Below are 22,876 nucleotides of genomic sequence, written 5' to 3'. Positions count from 1 at the left end.
AATGATATATCCATGGCAACAAACTTTGTGGCACAACTGGCAGCAGTTGCTTGAGCAGCGACGTTTACACCATGCTATTTTGTTATTAGCGGCAAAGGGCAGTGGGCGAGGTGTATTAGCTCGACAATTATCGAAAACCGTACTTTGCCAAAATTCACAAACAGAGCCTTGTGGTGTTTGCCATAGTTGCCAATTATTTGATGCTGAAAACCATCCTGACTTTCATGTTATTAAGCCAGAACAAGAAGGTAAGCAAATTGGTGTTGATGCGGTTCGTCAATGTAACCGTTGGGCAACGGAAACCTCACACCTTAATGGGCAGCGAGTTATTTTAATTGAAGATGCGGATGCATTGGGTGAAGCCGGTGCCAACGCGATATTAAAAACATTAGAAGAACCACCTGCGGGTTGCCAATTTATATTGACGGCACAAAGTTTAGATCGGTTATTACCGACAGTAGTGAGTCGTTGTAATAAGTGGCGTTTAAATCCACCTGAAGAAACTAATGTCAAAAGTTGGGTTGAAAGCCAACTTCAACAATCTATCTTTTTAGAAAGTGTACGGCTTAATAATGGTGCGCCATTAGCAACGTTGTCTTTCATTGAAAGTGGATTAGATATTCGTTACGGCCATTTAGTTAAAGCGTTTACTGAATTTGTACAACCGCCGCATATTGGTATTTATGATGTCGCGGCAATGTGTACTGCTGATGGTATTGTGACATTACAATTGCTCAGTTATTTTCTGGTTGATTGTTTAAAATGGCAACAAGGGGCAACGCAATATCTTGTCCATCAAGAATCGCTACCTGCCGTTGAAGCTGTTGCGACCACAATACCAACCGCATTATTGTTAGAACAAGTGCGCAATCTTAATAACTTACATCGTCAATTAGCTAAACATACAGGGCTAAATATTGAGTTGTTAGTGGTTGAATGGTTAAGCGGATTTATTGGTCAGTAATTTTCACCATTAATGCTTTACCAGCACCGTTATGAAATGAAGCATAAGAATAAACAAGAGGAAAGCCTGTGTTAGTCGATTCACATTGTCATCTTGATAAACTTGATTACGATAAATTACATACAGGGATTGATGATGTATTAAATAAGGCCAAGGAACGTGGCGTTGAATATTTTCTATCAGTAGGGGTGACATTAGCGGCTTTTCCTAAAATGATGGAAATGATCGCACCTTACGATAACGTGTTTGCATCCTGTGGTATTCATCCACTCGATGTAGAGTCAGGGTATGACTCTGAGCAGTTTAAAGCCTATGCACGCCATGAGAAAGTGGTTGCGATTGGTGAAACTGGGCTTGATTATCACTATCAGCCTGAGACTGCGGAATTACAGCAAAAATTGTTCCGTGAGCAAGCACGTGTGGCGGTTGAATTGAATAAGCCGCTAATTATCCATACCCGTATGGCACGTGAAGATACTATGCGTATTTTACGTGAAGAAGGCGCAGATAAGTGTGGTGGTGTATTACATTGCTTCACTGAAGATTTGGATATGGCATTAGCTGCGATTGAGCTAGGCTTTTATATCTCAATCTCAGGCATCGTAACGTTCAATACTGCGAGCGATTTGAAAAATGTGGTGAGTAAGTTACCGCTAGAGCGCTTGTTGGTTGAAACTGATTCACCATTTTTAGCCCCAATTCCATACCGTGGTAAGCAAAACCAACCAGCTTATACTCGTGAAGTAGCTCAATATATTGCGCTATTAAAAGGCATATCTGTTGAAGAAGTGGAACAAGCCACCACCAAAAACTTCTTCACACTGTTTTCATTAGCAAAACAGTAAAGCACAGTTTTGGTATGACATTAAAGAGAAGCCTCGGCTTCTCTTTTTTTGTTGTAGGAAAGGGGCTGGTGGTTGATGTGATATTTCTAAATGGTTGTAACACATACAATTCCCTGTGGGACATATAACAGATATTATGTGAAATGGGTGGGGAAGTTCGTCAAAATAGCCTGAGATTAGTGAAGTTGGTTGTGACAGAATTGCTTGGTGATCAAAACGAGTTAGCTAAAGAGCTAACTCGTTATTGGATAAATTAGAGTAAGATGAAAAAACCGTACATCCTAGAGGTTTTATTCACCAAACTGTCTCTTGAGAGCAGCAAAAATTGGTGGGTTATCTACATTTTTAGGAATTATTGGGTCATCGTTTTTATCTATTGCCATTATTTCAATATCATTAGGCCCAACTTCCCATGCATCTACAACTACAATATCAAACTTGTTGATTATCCTTCGTTTACTTGAAGAAGGTAATAACTTTTCGTCTTTTACTACTCCATAGCTCAATATGTATTTTTTCCTGTCTTTATAAGCTGCCAAGAATCGGTCAAGATTATCGCTCGTCGAAGGCGTCATCGTATTCTTTCGAGCAATCATTTGAACCATTTTACTATCATCAAATGTAGAGTTTTCGCTAATGCAAACTCGATAGTGTGCTGGTGACTTCTCACTAATTTTACGAATAATTGATATTTTTAACTTGTTAGGTTTATCGACTTCTCCAACTTCGCTTATAAGGTCATCAAAAATTGATTCCGCAGCTTTTTCATCATTAAATAATAAGGTTAACTCAAGTGTACCATCTGGATATAAAGCGAATCCTGTTCCACACCAAATAGTTTTATCCCAAAGCCTAACTTTAATTAAATTATTAACTTTCATATCGTTATGTGATAGTTTTTCTTTATCAAATAAATTCTTCGGCGGCTCACCTTTACCAGGTTTGTAATCGGTCAATGAATTTTTCACAATCATTTCTTTTGGAAATTCTTTATCCCAAGCTTCAGATCTTTTCAAAGCATAATCTGATAGTTTCTTATCTAAGAGTAGTTCTTTAATATCAACAACCGCATTGCTTCCCATAACATTATTTAAACCCCCGAAGCAGGTTCCAAAAGAAACTGAACGCTCCAACGCTTTATCATTCCCCAGCATTGAATCCAAAGTTAATTCTAAGTTTTTGGGTCTCATTAAATGGGAAAAGACATCAATCACAAACTGATGAAGCCATTTTTGAATCTCATTTTGCCCTGAAATATTTAACATATCTGACGTGAAAGAAGAGCAGGTAACTTCCATCTTTAAAACAGAACCAGAAGTATCAATTTCGTGAGATATTTTTATTTCATCTTCGTCATCAGCTATAATTTCAATATCGAGGCTTGATTCAAAAACTATCACTTGATCGACAATGCAAGTTGAACAAAAACCTTCAATTACTGAGAGAAGTGTTTCTGCAAGTTCTACTAATGGACTTCGAAAAGGGAAAAAGATTTTTATTTCACAACCCATAACAGAACTTTTTAAGTGACTATATCTCCCTTCACTAACGATAAGGTTTGGCACTACAGCCCCTAAATCGGCATCCCTAACCATTTTAAGATAGTTAAGATATTCTTGATCGATTTTTAATTGATATTCGTTTTCAACAACATCCTCATAGCCTAATGCGTGTAATAATATTGACCTACTAACGAATAATTGATAGTTATCCAACAAGTCTGGTAACTTATTAAATGATTTTAGTTTCTCATGACTAGTATTCAAAATACATTGAGAGAGGAAGCCATCAAAACTTTGCGACTCTCGTTCAGACATGACTGATACTTCTACATTAGCATCAATTACACACGCTAAATTCCACCATGAAAGGGCGTAGTTTAATCGACCAAGTTGAAGTTCAATTTTTGCAATCCTGATATAGATATAAACCTGAGCAACAGCAAAATCCCCACTTTTCCAAAAATCATCAGTGACAATTGAAGCCGCCAATAACAAATTCGCACGAGAGGCCCAAAGTAAACCGACTTTTTGATAAGCCAATGACAAAATATTTAAAGCAGCATAAAGATCTTTCTTTGTTTCTTTTTTGTAAAGTCCAACAAGAGATTTTCCAATAAGTTTTATAGCCTGATATGGTTCGTCAGACTCCAAACGTCGAGCGCCCCTTTTTAACCAAAGTAATGCGCCTTTTGTCTCTCCATCACGATAAGAAGCCTGTTCGGTGAAGTAATCTAAAAAAGCCTCATAACTAGCTAGCTCGCTCGCCGAAAACATTATCAAGCTCAGTAACTAAATTATAAAGCTCGTTGAATGGGAAACCCACAAGGAATCCACCTTCTTTAACAATTTCAAGAAGCGAATTGAAGATATCAGATGCTTCATCTGTATTTTTAATGGTTAGTAAGTTTATTAATTCCACATAAGCTCGAGACATAAGAGAATTGCTTGGTCGATCATCTCTTAAAGATAGTTTGAAGAGTGTCTCTTTTATTTCCGTCAGAATCGGTGCTACATCAGTTTGATACTTGTCTTTATTACTCCGATAATATGATGAATAGATGCTAAGCAAAGAAACAACATCACCCCATTGGCCTGATTGTTCTATATCTTTTGCTATTTCAATAGAGTGTAATAACTGCTCTTCAAACAACTCCATGTCTTCATACCACCAATAAGATGCCCAAGCATATTGATAATGAGCTGCAAATAAATGGTATTTGGTTCCATGTCGTTTTGATACCCTAATAGCTCTATCGAAAAGTCCTTGTGTTTCTATAGGTGGATTTTCTAGTTCTTTTGAAAGAACAGCTTCTTCCAGCATCCAATCTAATTGATGAGGGAGAATTTTACTGGTATCAACCTTATCTCGAATATCCTTTTTAATTTCTTGTAAACGCAAACCTTTGGAGTAGTCACTAGCACCAACTTCTATTTCCCTTCGCCAATCCACATCGATAGATAAAGTATCAATAGCTAACTGTTCATAACCATGTTTAAAAATTTGATCAAGTATCCATGATATATCTAATATTCTTACATCAATGCCTGTTTCTTTACATAATGAATCTTCTAAATCGCTGCGCTGATTTGCTTTTGCATACATATTTGTCACACAGAACGCTTTGCTGTAATTACGATCAGTAGCCTTTATCTTTCTAACATCTTTCCTACACTTTGCTTTCCAATCTTCCTGTGTACTAACAGCGAATGCCCATCGCTCTTCATCTGCTTTTTCATTTATACCAATATACCAAAGGTCTTTTGCTTGCTCTGATACAGGGAAGGTTTGTGTATCAACTTTTCCATCTCCACCCGCAACAGGACCCGTTTGCTCTAGTAAATTTGGACAGATGGTTTTTTCACAAAGTTGTTTTGCAAAATCTTCAAATGCCAATTCCATGCTTCTTCTGTTGAGAGTAGATAAGTGATACTCCAAAACTGAACGATCTAACCTTCCAACTTCTTTTATCACCGAATCAGAAAAACGTTCTGGCCTTCTAGATTTAAGGAATAATTTGGGTGACATTTTAGATTCTGTTTTTTCAGTCATATAACATCCATTTTTTCATGATACCTTTACGTATGCTGAGCCAGTGATCTCAACGAATCTATGATAGTACTATCATGCCATATGAGCGCCAATGCATTAATTTCCAGTTTTTTGATGTTAACTCTCACAACAGTCTTTTAATTAGGGTATACCCCAATGAAACCAGCTCACCTTACTGCCCAACCCGCATTGCAGCATTTAAGAAACCATCCATAACAAACTGATTAAGAAAACCAACTTAGATTGAACTAATAGGTGATAATAATACTTATCTTTGCTGATCTTCGTCTGTTAACTACCGAACAAAATGTTCAACAAAACAATATTATCTTGGTTTTAACCGGACACATATTAGATCTAGGCACAGATATGGTGGGTGATGATTATGAGACTAGGTACAAACGTCAGGTTCAAGGTCTTGCGAAAGTAAAAGTCAGCAATTATTGAAGTGAACCCATAAAAGTACCGTTGTTACCGTGTAAATGAATCATTGCAAGCCTTAGGTATAGTTACTCACAGACAGTAGAAGTAGGGTGTAGTAGGGCGACAATAGCGAGGGTGGTTAAAGATAATTAGTTTTGGCGTATTAGTAATATTTGTTATGACAGAATCGTTTGGTGAGCACAATAACTGAGTCGAAAACGAACTTATAGATAGGCATAAATGAATGAAGTTCTATGTCGATTGAGAATATAGAACTTCTCGTGAACAGTTAATAATGTATTTATCAACTATTCGCTTACTCACACTATTATCTATTACTTTTACACTTGTTCACTAGGATGAGTCCATATCCGTGGTTCAGCGTAAGGACCTGTAATACTAGAGGTTGATTCTTCTATGCCATCTAGTGCTCCTTCAGTTAGTGCTAGAGCGAACCAATTTTCTAATGGTGCTAATGATTTTACAGGTAAACCTACTTTATGAGGCGTGTTGTAGCGTTTACCGTAATGGTGGAATTCGCCCATAATAAAGACTACGTCTGGCTTTAGTTGTTGTTCAGCCTCTTCCATTAAACGGGTTGCGTACCCTTGTCGCTGATAATCGGGTAGTACTGCTAATGGCGCTACTACGTAACACTTTAGATGCGGTGCAGCATCAATAGTAATCGGCGTATAACAAGCATGAGCAACACCTTCATAAATGATGGAATAGCTGCCATCTGCAATTAGATTATCTGCAAACTCTGCGTATAATTTTGCATGTCGTTCGTCATAAAGACCGCCAGCCGCTGCAAATGTTTCAAATTGAATATCGTAAGGTGTTTTCATTTTTTCTCACAATTAGTGTTATTTAGTGATTAAAGACCGAGTAATAAAAGTTGCTTTTTAATAAAGCGATCTTTGATTTTTATTAGTGGATAATCGTTGTTGGCAAACAAGTAATTCAGAGCAATACCATCTATTTCAGCAATAATCATATGACTATCAACCTGAGGTATAGCCGCTGGGATATCACTTAATATTTCTTCAAATGAAGTCATCATCAACTGATATCGTTCATCAAATAAATCTTTTAAAAGCGCTCTTGTTGAACGTTGACACAAGATTTGAAAGTCGAATTGGTAATAAAGCTTATGCTCAGCGGAAGCCATTGATAAAAAAATTTGCTCAAGATAATTGATCAATCTATCTTTAGGGTTTTGTTTTTTATTAATGTTTTCAACACAGTCACCAACTTCATTTATAATTTCAGCCATTCGCATAAAGACCTCTCTGAGTAATCCATCCTTATTTTTAAAGTGATGAAAAACCAAGCCTTTTGATACGTTTGAGTGCTCACAAATAGCGGCAACGGAAGTGTTTTCGTAGCCATTAGTTGCAAATAACGTTATCGCTGATTCAATTATTCGTTTTTTTTTGTCCATCCTGCGGATCCGTAATGATATGCAAATGATCTTTTAATGGTACTGACTGGTCGGTCAGTCAGTGTGTCGTCGAATGATATATAAGGGAGTGATAGTTTACAAGTTAAAGTTAAAGTTAAATTTTAGCTCTAAATGATAATGGGGAAAAATCAAATGATGGAGTGATTGATAGGTATACCCAACAAAACTAACTTAAATGGAACCAAGAGGTGATAGGCATGACGTAATATTAAGATCGTCCTTGTGCGGGTTATGTCGAAAAAGGGCTTCTGTCGTAAAGTTTTGATGAAGTACAAGCGTGCAGCTCTCCAGGCGCAATTATGCGCTCTTTGGTTAACTGTATCTGATATTTACCCAGTCACTTTTCAAATATTTACGATAGAATATAAAGTGGTTAGGAATTGAAATTCCTAACCACTAAATGATTATTGTAATTTTAAGAAATTAAAGCCGGATTCTTTTTCAAATAATTTTGGTGCTGTTATTACTTTATCTTGATCGTAATCATATATAATGAATCTAACCCCATCAGATTTATTAGCGCTTGTTTGTTTATCATCGGGTCTTAATAAAATCATTATTCTTCCAGATTCAAAATAATTTGCAGCAGACGTAATATCTTTTACATAAGGTTTTAATGCTGTTTTTCCAGTATTTTCCCAATTATTAGTTGTGAATATTTCACCTTTATTTGAAATAACCAAACCAATTTTATCATCGTAAGGATGATGAAAGGCCGCAATTATTTTTATTTTTGTATCTAGAGGTTTAATTGCTAGATAGCTTGTAAACGGAGTTAGAATAAATTCTTTTTCATTAGCCAATCCATTTGTAAATAAATACATTTTATTTTCAGATTCAGAAAAATAGCCAGAATAAATAAATTTCACATAGTTAGTAAGTTGAGGGTAAAAAGCTAATAAAGATCTTGGTTGAAGTGTTAAACCATCTCTATTGACAGTTACGGCTGTGTTATTTGTTAAAGCACCATAACCTATATTATAATTACTATACCATCCTGAATAACTCATTACTTTTGAAATACTTTCTGCAATATATCCAGGATCAGGTAAATCTCGATATTTACTCATTGGAAATGATTTTGGTACTATTGTACTGTAGTCAAATGGTTGAGAATAAGAAATTTGTTCATTTTTAGGTACAATAGCATTAAATAACTTTCCGCCAAACCATGCGCAGTTTGTATACATTGTATATCTGCCACCTGCCCAATCATATCCGACGTTTAAGAAATCTTTTGCAATATTAATGCTTTTTTTATAAAGATCTGACGATTTTAGCGCAATATCATTTTCAATTTCTTGATGAGTTTTGTTTTGTATATTGACACATTTTTGGAAACTAAATTTTCTAAAAGATTGATTACCATTACTTCCAAACCCATAACCTTTAGACTTAATTTCTCCATTATCATCTTTATAAAAAAGATTAATCCATGTATGGCCAACAATTCCAGAATCAGCCCATTTAGTAACTTTGCCCATGAATTGGTCAAAGTTATCATTAGGAGATTCACTTCTTATTTCTTGAAATTTTTCCATGATAGGAATTCTATTAGCGCTACGATTAACTCGAATGCAGACTTGAGGATAATTTATATTCTGATCGCCTTTAAGGTCTACTCTATGTATATTCAGATATTCAATTGAATCAGCATAAGCTATATTAAAAATTGATAGATTGAGTATGGCTGCTATAACTATTGGTACTGAAATGTATCTCATATGATGTTCTTTGAGTCATTAAAAATAGATGCATAATATAATATCAAGAATAGTCATCTCTGTCGTAAAATTATGGGGAAGTGCTTGATTTTTTCACATTACTCTTGTCGATAATGACTTTATCAGCCAAGCCATTCGTGTTTATAGCCTTATGTAGAAAAGTTTGCGCTGCTTTTTCATTCGTACGCCACGATGGTGAAATAATCAATAGTACTACCACGCTCTGTAAAAATATCTTCAATATCACGCGTGCTGATGTTTGTATGATGCGTAATAACGTACCGCTTGAAGAATGATATATAAAGGGGATTGGTCGCTAGTGAAATCAATGAGTGCCTCTAGATGATATTAAAAACACATATTTGGAGCGGGTATAACTAATTAAGTTCCCAACTATACGACAGAACCTTTATTTTGTGTTGTTTGGGTTACATTGTGTTACGTAAGTATCAATTCTGTAATAAAAGTTTTATTAGAATTACGTTTTTTTGGTTTTATTATCAGTAATTTACGGCTCGTAGTGTGATCCGTGTGATCTATGTTTTATATTTCGCATGTTATTTAAGTATATTCTGGAAATATCGGTCAAAAACGAGCAATATCACCCCCAAGGTTATGCTTGCTAAGAATGCTTTAATCAATTTATTCTTATGAAGAGCTAAAATTAAATTTATTAAAGTAGACAAATATGGCATGTAATTTTCATCTATTTTAATAAAATCAATAACTTATTAAGTATATGTCAATGAAAAAACACTACATATCATTGATATCAGTTTGGGTATAAGGGTAAAAAAATATGTCGAATGGCAATAAATCCTCAGCAGAGAAGATCCTTGAAGGGATTGGTGGTGCTGCTAACATTAAGTTTCTGACCTGCTGTGCAACGCGTTTACGTTTTGAATTAAACGATAACTCAATTGTAGATAAAGCCGCATTAGATGCTATTCCTGATGTAATGGGTTGTGTTCCTCAAAGTGGCGAGCGCTACCAAATTGTTGTGGGTGGCGGTGTTGCAACGATGCATAGCGCACTGCAACAGTTAATTGAAGATAGTAAAGCAAGCGGTGGTGCTGATAACACTAACACTAAAACTGAAGCAGCGGCATCTAATGATGATGTGAAAGCATCACTGCGTTCAGGTGGTGTTCGTGGCAAAGTTGCTTGGGTTGATGGTTTCTTTGAATACCTTTCAGATTCGTTCCGTCCCATTTTAGGTATTTTACTAGGTGCATCGTTAATTATTGCATTATGTGCAGTATTAGATGCTTTACACATTGTTGATTTTAGAGGTGATAAGTCTGCGGGTTGGATCTTTGTCGATTCAATGTGGCATTCTGTATTCTACTTCTTGCCAATTATGGTTGCTTATAACGCATCTAAAAAACTGAAGGTTGACCCTTGGTTAGGTGCGGCAATCATGGGCGCATTAATGACGCCTGATTTCCAAAAGCTAACATCATTAGCGTCAACAACATCGATTAAAGATACAACATTAGGTACTGTCTCTCACGTTGCACACGTGTTTGGTTTACCAATGCAGCTTAATGATTACTCTGGTAACGTATTCGTTCCGTTGATCATGGTTGCTGTATTAGCGCTTGTATATCGCTTCTTAAAGAAAATCATTCCTGACAACCTACACATGGTATTTGTACCATTCCTTTCTTTGATCATCATGATCCCGCTAACAGCGTTCTTGATTGGTCCACTAGGCGTATGGATTGGTACTTATTTAGGTCTTGGTCTAGCTTGGTTAAATACGAATGCACCGTTTGTGTTCGCGATTCTAATCCCGCTATTGTACCCATTCCTTGTTCCATTGGGTCTACACTGGCCTCTAAACGCACTAATGTTAATGAATATTCAAACATTAGGTTATGACTTCATTCAAGGCCCTATGGGTGTGTGGAACTTTGCATGTTTCGGCGCAACAGCGGGTGTATTGTTGATTTCGCTTCGTGAAAAAGATGCCACTATGCGTCAAACTGCTTCTGGTGCGTTAGCCGCTGGTCTATTTGGTGGTATTTCAGAGCCATCACTATACGGTATCCACTTACGCTTTAAGAAAGTTTACTCACGTTTACTTCCTGGTTGTCTAGCGGGTGGTGTAACACTTGCGATTCTTGGTTCTATGTACGGTAGTGTTAAAACTCAAGCGTTTGCATTTACGTCATTATTAACCATTCCTGTGTTCCACCCAATGTGGGTTTACGCAGTATCAATCGCAGTTGCTTTTGTTGTGCCAATGGTACTGATCTTCATCTTTGATTATCGTACAGCAGAAGAAAAAGCAGAGCACAAAGAATAGCGCTAATTACGGTTAGTGACTCTTTGTAGTATAGAATGAACAGAGAGGGATATTAGCTCGCCTCTCTATGAAAATCCCGCGATGAAAGTCGCGGGATTTTTTTATTTATAAATTATCAAAAACGAGAAGTTGGTAAATTGGAGAGCAAAATTAGGTGCGTTATATAATTTATAAAGAGGGTATAGGATTTTTTGTGAATTATTATGCGGCGGTTGAAAAGCTGGATATATGACAAATTTTTAACAAATATTACGTATTATTCATGTTACATAGGTTACAAAGGTTACTTATTGGAGACGATATAATTTATTGGAAATGGCGTTTTTTTTGCTTTTTTAATCTTTAAAATCATTGTGTTGTGATTTATTGGTGGCGTTTAATTGCATTTATTTCATTGTGATCTGTATTATAGTTTGGAATTATACTTTATTGCTTATTAGTAATTTTGATAGTCATCAAGTTATATTGTTCGACGCATTTTATACTAATGCATGAAATAGTACTGAATAAGTATTAGCAAATGACTACGGGGGTATGTCGCTAATACTTAGTATTGTTTCAAATAAATATACTCAGGAGCTAACAATGTTCACTAACGCAATGACCTCATTGGTCATTGGAGCTGGTCTCTAACTGCGAAAGTGTTCATCACCTGCTTATTTGTTATTGAATATGATTTAGAAAAAGAGACAAAGTAATGTCTCATATTTACTTCATTGACAAGTGTAGAGTCCATCTCAAGGAGACAAGGTAATGAAAGCCTTTTTCAGTAAGTTATCTCAAGCAGTAATGCTACCGATAGCCTTGCTACCAGCCGCAGGTATTATGCTGGGGCTTGGTGGTAGTTTTACGAACCAAAGTATGATTGAAGCGTACCAAATTGGTATTTTGCAAGACGGAACACTTTTAAATAGTTTCCTACAGGTTATGACCGCAGCTGGCGGTATCGTCTTCGCAAACTTACCATTAATGTTCGCACTGGCTATTGCTATCGGTTTTGCACGTGCCGAAAAGGGTGCTGCGGCACTGGCAGCTACCATTGCATATCTTGTAATGAACGTTGCAATTGCAAAAACACTGACTGTTGCGGGTATGGTTGATACCACTAACAACACAGTGATATTGATGGGCAACCATTATGCTGGCGTATTAGCTGATGTGCTTGGTATTCACAATACACTGAGTATGGGTGTGTTTGGTGGTCTTATTGCTGGTGGTATTACTGTTGTGCTTCACAATAAATACCATGACATTAAGTTACCTGAATTCTTAGGCTTCTTTGGTGGCGCACGTTTCGTTCCGATTATTAGTGCATTCTCTGCATTATTTTACGGTATCGCATTAGTATTTATCTGGCCATACATCGGTGCTGCATTTGGTTCTATCGGTGCAATGCTAGGTGAAATGACAGCGTCTGGTCACGGTTATATTGCATCATTCATCTTTGGTATTATTGAACGTGCGCTGATCCCTGTTGGTCTTCACCATGTATTCTATCTTCCATTATGGCAGACAGAAATTGGTGGCACTGCTGAAATCGCAGGTCATGTTTACAAAGGTACACAAAACATTTTCTTTGGTTCATTAGCGAATGGCGATTACACGCAGTTCTCTTCAACTAACTTTATGACGGGTAAGTTCCCATTCATGATGTTTGGTTTACCAGCCGCCGCTTACGCTATGTACACTGTTGCAGATAAAGAAAATAAAACCGCGGTAGGGGGGCTATTATTCTCTGTTGCGCTAACTGCGTTCCTAACCGGTATTACTGAGCCAATCGAGTTTACGTTCCTATTCTTATCTGCACCACTTTACTACTTCATCCACGTGCCTCTTGCTGGTCTGTCATTTATGATTATGGACTTGCTACAAGTTAAAGTGGGTATGACATTCAGTGGTGGTTTCATTGACTTCGCCTTGTTTGGTATGTTGCCAGGTTTAACGGGCACTGAAAATCATTGGTACTACATTCCGCTACTTGGTCTAATTTATGGCCCGGTGTACTTCTTCTTGTTCCGTTGGTTCATTCTGAAGTTCGACGTTAAAACACCCGGTCGTAAGGGTAGTGCTGTTGCTGTTGTGCGTAAGAAAGATTACCACGCATCAAAAGCTGCGGGTGGCGCAAATGACGCTCACGCTGATGAGATGATTAGCGCACTTGGCGGTAAAGATAATATCGTTGATGTTGATGCGTGTATTACCCGTTTACGTATTACTGTTAAAGACGGTGATTTAGTAAAAGATAATCAATATTGGACTGAGCATTTAGGTGCGAAGGGTCTAGTGAAGATTGGTAATACAGGTATTCAAGCTATCTATGGTGCACAAGCTGCTGGCTTTAAAGCACAGATTAACGTGAAACTGGGTAAGTAAGAACGCTAATGAGCTTTAAATTGAAATACCGACGTATTGGTACTTTTATGATTGATATGGCAATAGTGCAGATGTTCGCGATGGTTGGTCGCGATATCTACCTTGGCATTATTGCTTATATCTCTAATGGTACTGGCGCGACGTTTTCGTTAAACGATGCCATGGCATTACCCGCATTATTGTTATTGTTTCTGGGGGTAATGTTGTTATTTATTGGTGTCTTTATGGGCTATCAATGGATCTGTTACCGTTTATTAGGTACGTCACTATCGCGTTACTTATTAAGTGTGCAGATTGTAGCAACTGATGATCAGCCATTGACGAAGCAACGTTACTTAAAGCGTGAGTTTAATAAAATTTACCTTTGTGTGGCAACGTTAGGGTTATATCCACTTTATTGTGGGGCTCAATATTTAGCTTTCTCACATCTACCTTGGCATGATCGTACCAACCACACGACAGCTGTACTGCGTTAAATTATCACCATAAATACGAAAGCCACAGCATTACGCTGTGGCTTTTTTTTGCGTTTTTTTAATGTCATTGTTGCTGCTAGACTCAATGTTGTTGTTTTTTTGCGCGATTATTGGTGTTTTATTTAAACAGTGTTTTATATTTACGTGTTTGTTGTGGTTGTTTTGTTTTGAGTGAAAATCGTGCGGTAATTGGATTTTATGTGTGATTAATGATGAATAATTCTGTGTATTTATTAAAATTCATCTTATTTCCATTATTGGAAAGATAGCTTTCACTGTTGAGTGCTATCTTTTAATGGTCGGGGTCATTACTCTTTTGTTGTCTCTACAAATAATCTGTATTAAAAATAAAGCAGTTAATAAAGGAAGAAAACAATGGGTTTATTAGATTTTGCTCGTGATATTGGTCATAAATTATTTTCCAATGAAGATGAAGCACCAACGAAAATTACGCAGCATATTGAAGAAAATAATCCGGGTATCAGCGATTTACAGGTAAGCGTTGAAGATGGCGTTGCTACTTTGTCGGGCTCTGCTGATTCAGCTGCGGCACGTGAAAAAGCAATTTTAATGGCGGGCAACACTCAAGGTATTGCAAGTGTTGTTGATAATATTTCAGCGCCAGAAGAGACAAGCAATGTCACTTATTACGTTGTTGAAGAGGGTGATAGCTTATGGAAGATCGCCGAGAAGACATTAGGCAATGGTGCTAAGTACGAGCAAATTTTTGAAGAAAACAAAGAAGTTATTCAAAACCCAGATTTGATTTTCGCTGGACAAAAGCTGCGTATTACTCAGGCATAATAAAGCATAAACATTAGTCACTTCACATTAATAAGTAAACGAGGATATGTATGGATATTGCAAAAATACTAGAAATTGGCGCACAGTTATTTAGTCAGTCACAAGCGAATACCGGTGGATTAAGTCAAGGTTCTATTGTCTCAGCACTGTCTCGTTTACTTGGGGGTGATGAGAACGGTCAAGGTGTCAATTTAGGGCAACTATTGTCATCTATCGATGGCGCAGGTCTAGCAAATGTATTGCAGAGCTGGCTTGGCAATGGTGAGAACAATGCGATCTCTACAGATGATATTACCAATATTTTCTCAGGTTCGCAGTTATCTGATTTTGCAAATGAATTGAATATTCCAGAACAAGAGGCAAAAACAGGTTTAAGCGAAGCGCTTCCTGCTATGGTTGATAACGCGAGCCCTGCTGGTGAAGTTGCAGGCGAACTATTAAATGCCGTTGGTGGTGTGTCTGGCTTGTTCAATATGGCTGCAAGTTTATTCGGTAAAAAATAACTTACATTAGATAAAACTAAAGTAATTTATTACGAACACCTTGATAAAACCTCAGCCTAATTGGCTGAGGTTTTTGTTTTTATAACGATAGAAAAAAGAGGATTAAAATAGGCACTAGCATGCTTAGAATAAAACCACTAACAATTGCTATCGGTACACAACGAATTCCACCACAATTTTGAATAACAGGTAGTGTGAAGTCCATCGCTGTTGCGCCTGCATAACCAATTGCGGTATTGGGATAGCGATTAATGAGTAATGGAATCATTATTAATGCCAGCATTTCACGTAGAAGCTCATTTAAGAATGCTGCGCCACCATAAACACTGCCTAAGCCATCGCCAATTAAAATGCCTGCCAATGAATACCAACCAAAGCCTGACGCCATTGCTAAGCCATTATTAATGGGAATGCCAAGCAATAATGCGGCAATAATCCCACCTAATAATGAGGTCACGAGAATGACCGCTGCAATGATAACGCCTTTTTTATTGAGGATGATTTGTCGCAGTGTCATACCGCTATTACGAAGCTGAATGCCCACAAAAAATAGCAATAATAATAAAATGTGTTCACTCGCTTGCTCTACCCACGATAAATCCACATTCAATAGTAATCCGATGATTAACCCTAACGTAACGACACCGACTAGTTTGCCTGATTCAAGCATCATTTTTGTTAGTGGTAACTTTTTATGTATATGCGATGTTGGTGTTGGCCATAAACGATCGAGCCATGGTAATGCGAGTAAATTACAGACTGAAATAGAGATAAAAAAGGTAAAGGTATATAACAGAATTTGGCCTAAATTCTGACTAAGGTTATCGAGCCCAGCTAAACTTAATCCCATCAAGGCTAGAATGACCAATACTAAACGGCTTGTTTGAGTGTTGATGAATTCAATAATATTGGTTTTTTTTATAGGAATTAAGTATCCCAGCACCAATGGTAAAAAAATGAGTAGGATCCCCGATAACATATTTATCCTTATATGTATAAAATAGCGTTGAAAATGAGACGTTGAATATCTTAATACAATGTTGTTGTAACAACATCATAATAAGTGATTAAAGATTAAGCGTTGATTTTGTGACGAATATAACATAAAGAAACAGAAAGAGTATATCTATCAGCAGCAGAGAACTGAGTTAAACTATCTGAAAAAGTGTATGTATATGTGTCTAAACGATCGTCTAATGGGGGAAATCAGACAATCGTAGATATGTGTTCAGGCATACAGTTAATTAAATTAAATACCACAACTATGGGTAATTTGTTTTAATTGGTCATTAAACTCAAGTTCAGACATATTGGTTAATTCATACATCACTTCAGCACCGGTGAGGTCTAATTCAATTTCATGCTCACTGATAGCGGCATCGTTAGTTTTAAAGAGTAATAAATGGTGCGCCATACGAGCGATGGTTAAATAATTGATGTCGCTCTCATTGAGAGAGGCGGTTGTATTTGTTGCGACCGCAATATAATCCTCATCAAAGCCCCATTGCTTAAGGACAATTTTACTGGTTAATGCACAGTTATCTTGGAAGATATATTTGGCAATATTAAAATCAAGATAATTACCTTGTTGTATAAATTGTGAGTATTCATTGATTAAGCCAAATAAGCCGATATCAGCGAGCAGACCTGTTAATAATGCTTTATCTGGTTCAAGTTTAAAGGGCTTATTGCTATAAAAATGCATTTTTTGACAAATCAGTGCCATTGTCGCTGCAAATTTGCGAGAATGAAATGCACTATTTTTAAGTAAGAGATTGCATTCAATATTTTCAATCGTGGTATTTTTTAAAGAATAAATTATCTGAGCTGTAATAATATCTTTAATTCGAATAATACCTAAACGCGATACTGCGGTTAGAATATCGTGACAAACAATATTGCGGCGGTTAAATAATGCAGCATTTGCGGTTCGAATAATATTAGCGGTTAATACTGGGTCATCAATTAATAAGGTGGCAACATCATGAATGGTGGTTTCAGGATTTTTACATAATATATTTAAGTTTAATAGTATATCTGGAATAGAGGGTAACGTTAGGTTGTTATTACGTGCAGACTTTTTTATTGAATGACAAAGATTCGACTGAATAGCTCGAATATAATGTTGGTTATTAGTTTCTAGCCAAAAAAAAGATAAATGTGACATTGAATAATTACAATAATAAAAGATGCAATCAGTGTACGCATTGTTGCTTAAGGTACAAAGGCTCTGCTGCTATTTTTTTGACACAGTTAACGCTTGGATTGTTGAACCATGACATTATTTTAAATTATTAATTAAGTTGTGATCTTGCAGTAGTTGTAAGAGGAAGTGAATTGTAATCTCTGCGGTTGGATGGTGGATTAAACATTGTTTTTGTTTGATATCGATGGGTAATATTTCTAACCACCGCTGACACACCCAAGTTGCATCTTGATAGTTAGGTTGTGGATAACGTTGGCTTATTTCTGGCATTGATATAAACAACAATTTGAGCTTATCCGCGAGTATTTTGTTCTCGGTAGTTATTCCAATACTTGGCCAATTATAATGAGGTGCATAGGTTGCAGTGAGTAAATTATCATGCGCCATTGTAAGGTCTAAAATTGAAACTTTATTCGTACCTTCAACGATTATTTCCAAAAATCCTCCTGTTATCGCATTAAAATCTTGAATTATTACTGTCGTTGCAATAGCTGGAATTTTAGCCACTGTTTCTCGTGGTGTATTTCGGTCGATCATCCCTAAACCAAAGGGGTGATTACTCGCTATTGCCTCGGTTACCATTCGAATATCACAGGGTCTTGCAATAATAAGGTTTAACCGCCCACCCGGTAATAAATGCTCACTATGAGGTAATAATGCGATGGTATTCATAGTTTATCCTTGTCGTCTTTAAGCCACTTACAAGAAACCTTACTAAGGGTAGCACTATATATTTCATTGAGGGGGAGTATAAAAATGACTGATTGTTAATTTGTTTCATAAATTTTCGACTAAAAATATGCGAGTAATCTCATATTCGAATGCTAGTTGTATCATATGTTGTTGCAATGGGCATAAAATGGTTCGTCAAATGATTGACATTAATAATGGTAAATATTTGATGTGTTTTTAGTTGTTATGGATAATATCTGGAGCATGAGTTATGACGTCAATAAAAGATGATTATTTGAATTACTTATCTAAATTTGGCCAGCAAGAAAAAAGATCAATGTTTGGTGGTACGGGTGTCTTTATTAATAGTGCCATGTTTGCCATTGTGACACCGACATCGATGTATATTCGCGGAGGAAATGATCTTGATACAAAATTAATTAAATCTGGTTGTGAAAAGTTCAGACATATAAAAAAAAGCAAAACAGCGACCGTGAATTATTACGAAATCAATAAGCTATTCTTAACTGATCAATCTCAATGTGATTCGTTTGTGGAACAATCTATTGCATTTTCTTGCCGTGATAAAGATTTTAGAACGTCTGAATCAAATCGTCGGTTACGTGATTTACCTAATATGCGTTTAACACTTGAACGTATGGTGAAAAAAGCCGGTGTATTAGACGTAGATACGTTTTTTAATGTGGGTGCCGTGAATGTTTTTCGACGTGTGTGTGAACATAATGGTCAAGAGTTAGATCATAAATTGCTATGGATATTTGCAGGCGCTATTCAAGGTGGACACTGGCAGTTATTGAGTGAAGATCATAAGCAGCGATTATTGGATGAATATCATCAACAAACACATTAATAGATAGCTAATTGATAATATAAGTTTATTAAGTCGATGTAGCTGAGAATAAGTGATTTTTTTGCTATGCTTGCAACAATTATGTTGTCGTGGTTAAAGTATGCAATTATCTAAATTGTCAGGTTCTGTTCTTTCTGGATTACATTGTTTTTTGATTGCAGCAGATCAAATGAGTTTTACTCGTGCTGCTGAGATTCTGTGCTTAACGCAAAGTGCTGTCAGTCATAAGATTAAAAATCTTGAAGATATTTTAGATGTTCAATTATTTATTCGACAGCATCGAAAATTGATATTGACAGATGAAGGGCAGCGGTTAAAGCAAGTGCTAGCGTCTAATTTTGGCAATATTATTCATGAGATCCGTGATTTAAAAAATACTGAGTTATGTGGTGATCTGACTGTTTCAGCACCACCAACTTTTGCCCAAACATGGTTAGTGCCTCGTTTAACGTCTTTTATTGATAAATACCCTCATTTGCGGATTCATTTACGAACTCGAAATGATTTAGTGGATTTTCAAATTGAAAGTTATGACTGTGCCATTTACTTTGGAAATGGTGTTTATCCTAATTTAGCCGTGGATAAATTATTAGAAGAAACCATGTTTCCTGTGTGTAGTCATGATTATGCTTTAAAACATAAGTTGTATGATCAGCCTGAAAACTTGATGCATTGTTTATTGTTACATGATGCTGCGCCATGGGCGAGGGCAGGTAGAAATGATGAGTGGCGGTTTTGGGCGCAACATTTTAATGTGGCATTGCCGGATAATAACTGTACGTTTGATCGCGCTGATTTAGCCATTAAAGCAGCCACGACAGGTATGGGCGTTGCGATGGCAAGACAGTCATTTGTTGCAGAGCAATTAGCCTCATCACGCTTGGTTTCACCTTTTGATATGACGGTAAGTTCGGCCCATAGTTATTACGTTGTTTGTCGTAAAGATATGCAAACCTCGCCGAAAATCAAAGCGTTCAAAGATTGGTTATTCAGTGAGATTAATCTTTAATACACCTTAATATCTTGATCAAAAAAGGCGCGTAATGCGCCTTTTTTATTACTGATGAACGATGTTAAATCATCGGTTTATTGGATGAGTTCATTACCTGATAGTTGACCTTTTTCAAAGCTAGCTATGTTTTCTAAGGTTGTTTGAGCAATACTGCCAAGTGCTTCTTCTGTTAAAAAAGCTTGGTGTCCAGTAAAGAGTACATTGTGGCATGATGATAAACGACGGAAAACATCATCTTGAATAATGTCGTTGGATTTATCTTGGAAGAATAAATCTTTTTCGTTCTCATAAACATCAACGCCTAATGCACTAATAATCCCGCTTTTAAGTGCTTCGACTGCATCACTAGAGTTAAGTAGACCACCACGGCTGGTATTTATAATCATCATTCCGCGGCGCATTTTGGCAAATGCTTTACGGTTTAGCATGTGATAGTTTTCTTTGCTCATTGGACAATGAAGTGTGATCACATTCGCTTGTTCATAAATTTCATCAAGGGTGCAGTAAGTAACCCCTAATTCAAGTGCGATTGGGTTTGGGTAAGGGTCATAAGCAAGAATATTCATGCCTAAGCCTTTTAAAATACGAATGGTTGCAATACCAATTCGACCTGTACCAATAACCCCGACGGTACGACCATGGAAGTTATAGCCCGTTAAGCCTTCTAATGAGAAATTAGCATCACGCGTGCGCTGGTAAGCGCGGTGAATACGACGGTTAAGGCTAAGCATTAGCCCTAGTGTATGCTCAGCAATGGATTCAGGAGAATAAGCGGGAACAGTGACAACCTGCAAATTTAAGGCTTTTGCCGCTTCAAGATCAACCCTATCAAAACCGGCACAACGCATAGCGATAATTTTAACCCCTTGTTCAGCTAATATTTTAAGAACGGGTTCGCTAAGGTCATCATTAACAAATGCACAAATAGCATCAAAACCTTCTGCCATTTTTGCCGTATGGTGATTGAGTTGAAAATCAAAATAAGTGAGTTGTTGATGGAATTGCTTATTAGTATGAGCAAATGATTTTTGATCATATCCTTTGGTACTAAATACAGCCATTTTCATAATTTCACTCCAAAAACACAGTCTGCTATTCAGTCATTATTAAGTATAAAAGCTTAATATCTGACTAACTTACACGGTTATTATGTGATCAAGATAACAACTTAGTTATAAATAGCAAATTATTTGTATGACAAAATAACCGTACTAAAATAATGGTTAGGGTTATGCTGCTGTGACGAAGTGGTTCATGCTATGATTTAGATTGTTAATTGCAACTTACTTTATTTTTGGGATTCAATATGTTGAAAAAAATTCTTGCCACTGCTGGCGCGGTTGCGATCATTGCGTGTGGACCATTAGCAACAGGTCAAATCGGGCAGAGTATCTATATGGGGGCGGTTGAAAACTACCATAGCCCTTACTTGTCTATCACCAATAAAAGTTTTGAACGTGGTTATTTATCGTCAAATGCAGTGTCACGTATTGAGCTTAAAAATCAATTAAAATCGGCGTTTGCAGAGCAAGGGTTACCAACTGTCTGGTTCGTAAATCATCATATTGAAAATGGTTTTTTAGGTGTTAAATCAACCAGTAAGTTCGTGATTGATAAGCAAATGGCACTGTTAGTTAATAAAGTTTGGGGTGAAAATGTTGCGCCAATGCAAATGGTTACTGATTCTGGTTTTACGGGAACAACCCATTTTGTGATGACGGTGAATCCTATGGATTACACCCATGATGATGGTGTGACTGCAATCAGCAAAACATTAATGGTTAAGGGTGAATTTGATCCTGAAAACAGTAAGAGTCAATTTAGTTATAATTTGCCGGAATTAACCGTAGCGACGCCAGATAAAGAAAGCATGGTCGTAAAAGGCATTAATGGTGAAGGTAAAGGCCAAATGCAAGGTAATTTCTGGATTGGACATCAGACATTTAGTTTAGAACACGCTAAATTTATTGCCGCTGATCAGCACCAATTTATTGCGATTAATGGTGTTAATGTGGCGATGAACAATGCGTTGAGTCAGCCAAGCGGTGAGAAAAATCCGACAGAAGCGACACAACAAGTGACCAATACTAATACTATTCAAGTGGCAAAATTAACCACGCTTGATGGGCAACATTATCAAGATATTGCCTTTAAATTAGCGCTAAAAGATTTAAATTATAAAGCCATTAGTCAGTTAGCTGAGATGGAGCAATCATCAAAAATGGTTCAAGATCCAGCCCAAATGAAACAAGCGATGTTAGCATTAGATTTATTGATTGCTCATGGTGCGACGGTTGATTTATCACAACTAAGTGTTAAAACGCCAGAGGGAATCGTTAATGCAAAATTGCTGCTCAATATTAAATCAGGGTTAGAGCATGCATCGACCAATCTTACTGCGGTGACTGAGCAATTGAGCGGTAATATTAATATTGTTATTCCTGAAGCGTTGGTGGCTAAAGAACCGTTGTTAGCGGCGAAATTGCCCGTCTTAGTGAATCAAAAAATCGTCACTAAACAAGATGGTAATTATCAATTACAGGTTAAAATTGTTGCGGATCAATTAGAATTTTCTTCTGGTGCGAAACTACCATTAGCCATGATGGCATTATTCCTACAGTAATTTTATTTGAGTAGGTGAGATCGAATTAAACGCTTACTTTTTTAGTGAGCGT

General features: G+C 36.8%; 19 protein-coding genes. 10 read left to right on the top strand and 9 right to left on the bottom strand.

Annotated features, from left to right (window positions below):
* The first annotated feature begins 1 nt into the window (after position 1).
* On the top strand, positions 2-964 hold the full coding sequence (gene holB / locus C9J51_RS06265) for a DNA polymerase III subunit delta' (protein ID WP_045040711.1): 963 nt from the start codon (positions 2-4) through the stop codon (positions 962-964).
* 68 nt (positions 965-1,032) lie between these two features.
* On the top strand, positions 1,033-1,809 hold the full coding sequence (locus C9J51_RS06260) for a TatD family hydrolase (protein WP_045036691.1): 777 nt from the start codon (positions 1,033-1,035) through the stop codon (positions 1,807-1,809).
* Between the two features lie 290 nt (positions 1,810-2,099).
* On the opposite strand, the gene C9J51_RS06255 is transcribed toward C9J51_RS06260, so the two are convergent.
* From C9J51_RS06255 to C9J51_RS06230, 5 genes are all read right to left on the bottom strand, one after another.
* Complete coding sequence (locus C9J51_RS06255; RefSeq protein WP_107274909.1) at positions 2,100-4,085, bottom strand: hypothetical protein; 1,986 nt, start codon at positions 4,083-4,085, stop codon at positions 2,100-2,102.
* Entirely contained in the window at positions 4,060-5,361 is a 1,302-nt protein-coding gene (locus C9J51_RS06250) for a hypothetical protein (RefSeq protein WP_052668214.1), read from the bottom strand. Before C9J51_RS06250 ends, C9J51_RS06255 begins: the two co-directional genes overlap by 26 nt.
* 764 nt (positions 5,362-6,125) lie before the next feature.
* The gene (locus tag C9J51_RS06240; protein WP_045040710.1) at positions 6,126-6,632 is read right to left on the bottom strand and encodes a GNAT family N-acetyltransferase; all 507 of its coding nucleotides are present in this window, start codon (positions 6,630-6,632) and stop codon (positions 6,126-6,128) included.
* A 29-nt stretch (positions 6,633-6,661) separates the two neighbouring features.
* Entirely contained in the window at positions 6,662-7,228 is a 567-nt protein-coding gene (locus C9J51_RS06235; RefSeq protein WP_107274908.1) for a TetR/AcrR family transcriptional regulator, read from the bottom strand.
* A gap of 425 nt (positions 7,229-7,653) precedes the next feature.
* Complete coding sequence (locus C9J51_RS06230) at positions 7,654-8,973, bottom strand: hypothetical protein (protein WP_244907440.1); 1,320 nt, start codon at positions 8,971-8,973, stop codon at positions 7,654-7,656.
* Positions 8,974-9,772: 799 nt separating this feature from the next.
* Between C9J51_RS06230 and C9J51_RS06220 the strand changes: the two genes are divergently transcribed.
* From C9J51_RS06220 to C9J51_RS06200, 5 genes are all read left to right on the top strand, one after another.
* Positions 9,773-11,284 carry a PTS transporter subunit EIIC gene (locus C9J51_RS06220; RefSeq protein ID WP_045040709.1) on the top strand — a complete coding sequence of 504 codons (1,512 nt, stop codon included), beginning with the start codon at positions 9,773-9,775 and terminating at the stop codon, positions 11,282-11,284.
* Between the two features lie 753 nt (positions 11,285-12,037).
* On the top strand, positions 12,038-13,657 hold the full coding sequence (locus tag C9J51_RS06215) for a PTS transporter subunit EIIC (RefSeq protein ID WP_045040708.1): 1,620 nt from the start codon (positions 12,038-12,040) through the stop codon (positions 13,655-13,657).
* Positions 13,658-13,665: 8 nt separating this feature from the next.
* A complete protein-coding gene (locus C9J51_RS06210; protein WP_045036682.1) occupies positions 13,666-14,133 on the top strand; it encodes an RDD family protein in 468 nt (155 codons plus the stop codon).
* A gap of 375 nt (positions 14,134-14,508) precedes the next feature.
* Positions 14,509-14,937 carry a peptidoglycan-binding protein LysM gene (lysM, locus tag C9J51_RS06205; protein WP_045040707.1) on the top strand — a complete coding sequence of 143 codons (429 nt, stop codon included), beginning with the start codon at positions 14,509-14,511 and terminating at the stop codon, positions 14,935-14,937.
* A gap of 50 nt (positions 14,938-14,987) precedes the next feature.
* Positions 14,988-15,440 carry a YidB family protein gene (locus tag C9J51_RS06200; RefSeq protein WP_045036680.1) on the top strand — a complete coding sequence of 151 codons (453 nt, stop codon included), beginning with the start codon at positions 14,988-14,990 and terminating at the stop codon, positions 15,438-15,440.
* A gap of 79 nt (positions 15,441-15,519) precedes the next feature.
* On the opposite strand, the gene C9J51_RS06195 is transcribed toward C9J51_RS06200, so the two are convergent.
* From C9J51_RS06195 to C9J51_RS06185, 3 genes are all read right to left on the bottom strand, one after another.
* A complete protein-coding gene (locus C9J51_RS06195; protein ID WP_045040706.1) occupies positions 15,520-16,419 on the bottom strand; it encodes a lysine exporter LysO family protein in 900 nt (299 codons plus the stop codon).
* 270 nt (positions 16,420-16,689) lie between these two features.
* Entirely contained in the window at positions 16,690-17,607 is a 918-nt protein-coding gene (locus C9J51_RS06190) for an HDOD domain-containing protein (RefSeq protein ID WP_045036678.1), read from the bottom strand.
* 114 nt (positions 17,608-17,721) lie between these two features.
* Positions 17,722-18,318 carry an LON peptidase substrate-binding domain-containing protein gene (locus C9J51_RS06185; protein WP_045040685.1) on the bottom strand — a complete coding sequence of 199 codons (597 nt, stop codon included), beginning with the start codon at positions 18,316-18,318 and terminating at the stop codon, positions 17,722-17,724.
* Between the two features lie 271 nt (positions 18,319-18,589).
* Between C9J51_RS06185 and C9J51_RS06180 the strand changes: the two genes are divergently transcribed.
* Both C9J51_RS06180 and dsdC read left to right on the top strand, forming a co-directional pair.
* A complete protein-coding gene (locus C9J51_RS06180; RefSeq protein ID WP_045036676.1) occupies positions 18,590-19,189 on the top strand; it encodes a TfoX/Sxy family DNA transformation protein in 600 nt (199 codons plus the stop codon).
* 100 nt (positions 19,190-19,289) lie between these two features.
* A complete protein-coding gene (gene dsdC, locus C9J51_RS06175; protein ID WP_045036675.1) occupies positions 19,290-20,198 on the top strand; it encodes a DNA-binding transcriptional regulator DsdC in 909 nt (302 codons plus the stop codon).
* Positions 20,199-20,275: 77 nt separating this feature from the next.
* Here the strand turns inward: dsdC and C9J51_RS06170 are convergent, their stop codons facing one another.
* Entirely contained in the window at positions 20,276-21,268 is a 993-nt protein-coding gene (locus C9J51_RS06170; RefSeq protein ID WP_045040686.1) for a 2-hydroxyacid dehydrogenase, read from the bottom strand.
* A gap of 239 nt (positions 21,269-21,507) precedes the next feature.
* Between C9J51_RS06170 and C9J51_RS06165 the strand changes: the two genes are divergently transcribed.
* Positions 21,508-22,824 (top strand): DUF945 family protein, encoded by a 1,317-nt coding sequence (locus tag C9J51_RS06165; protein ID WP_107274907.1) that lies wholly within the window; start codon positions 21,508-21,510, stop codon positions 22,822-22,824.
* The last annotated feature ends 52 nt before the right edge of the window (positions 22,825-22,876 follow it).

It is taken from the genome of Photobacterium iliopiscarium, from assembly GCF_003026395.1.
Classification (GTDB): Bacteria; Pseudomonadota; Gammaproteobacteria; order Enterobacterales; family Vibrionaceae; genus Photobacterium; species Photobacterium iliopiscarium.
The sequence above is the reverse complement of the archived record's forward strand: the minus strand, read 5'-3'. Positions and strand labels throughout refer to the sequence as shown.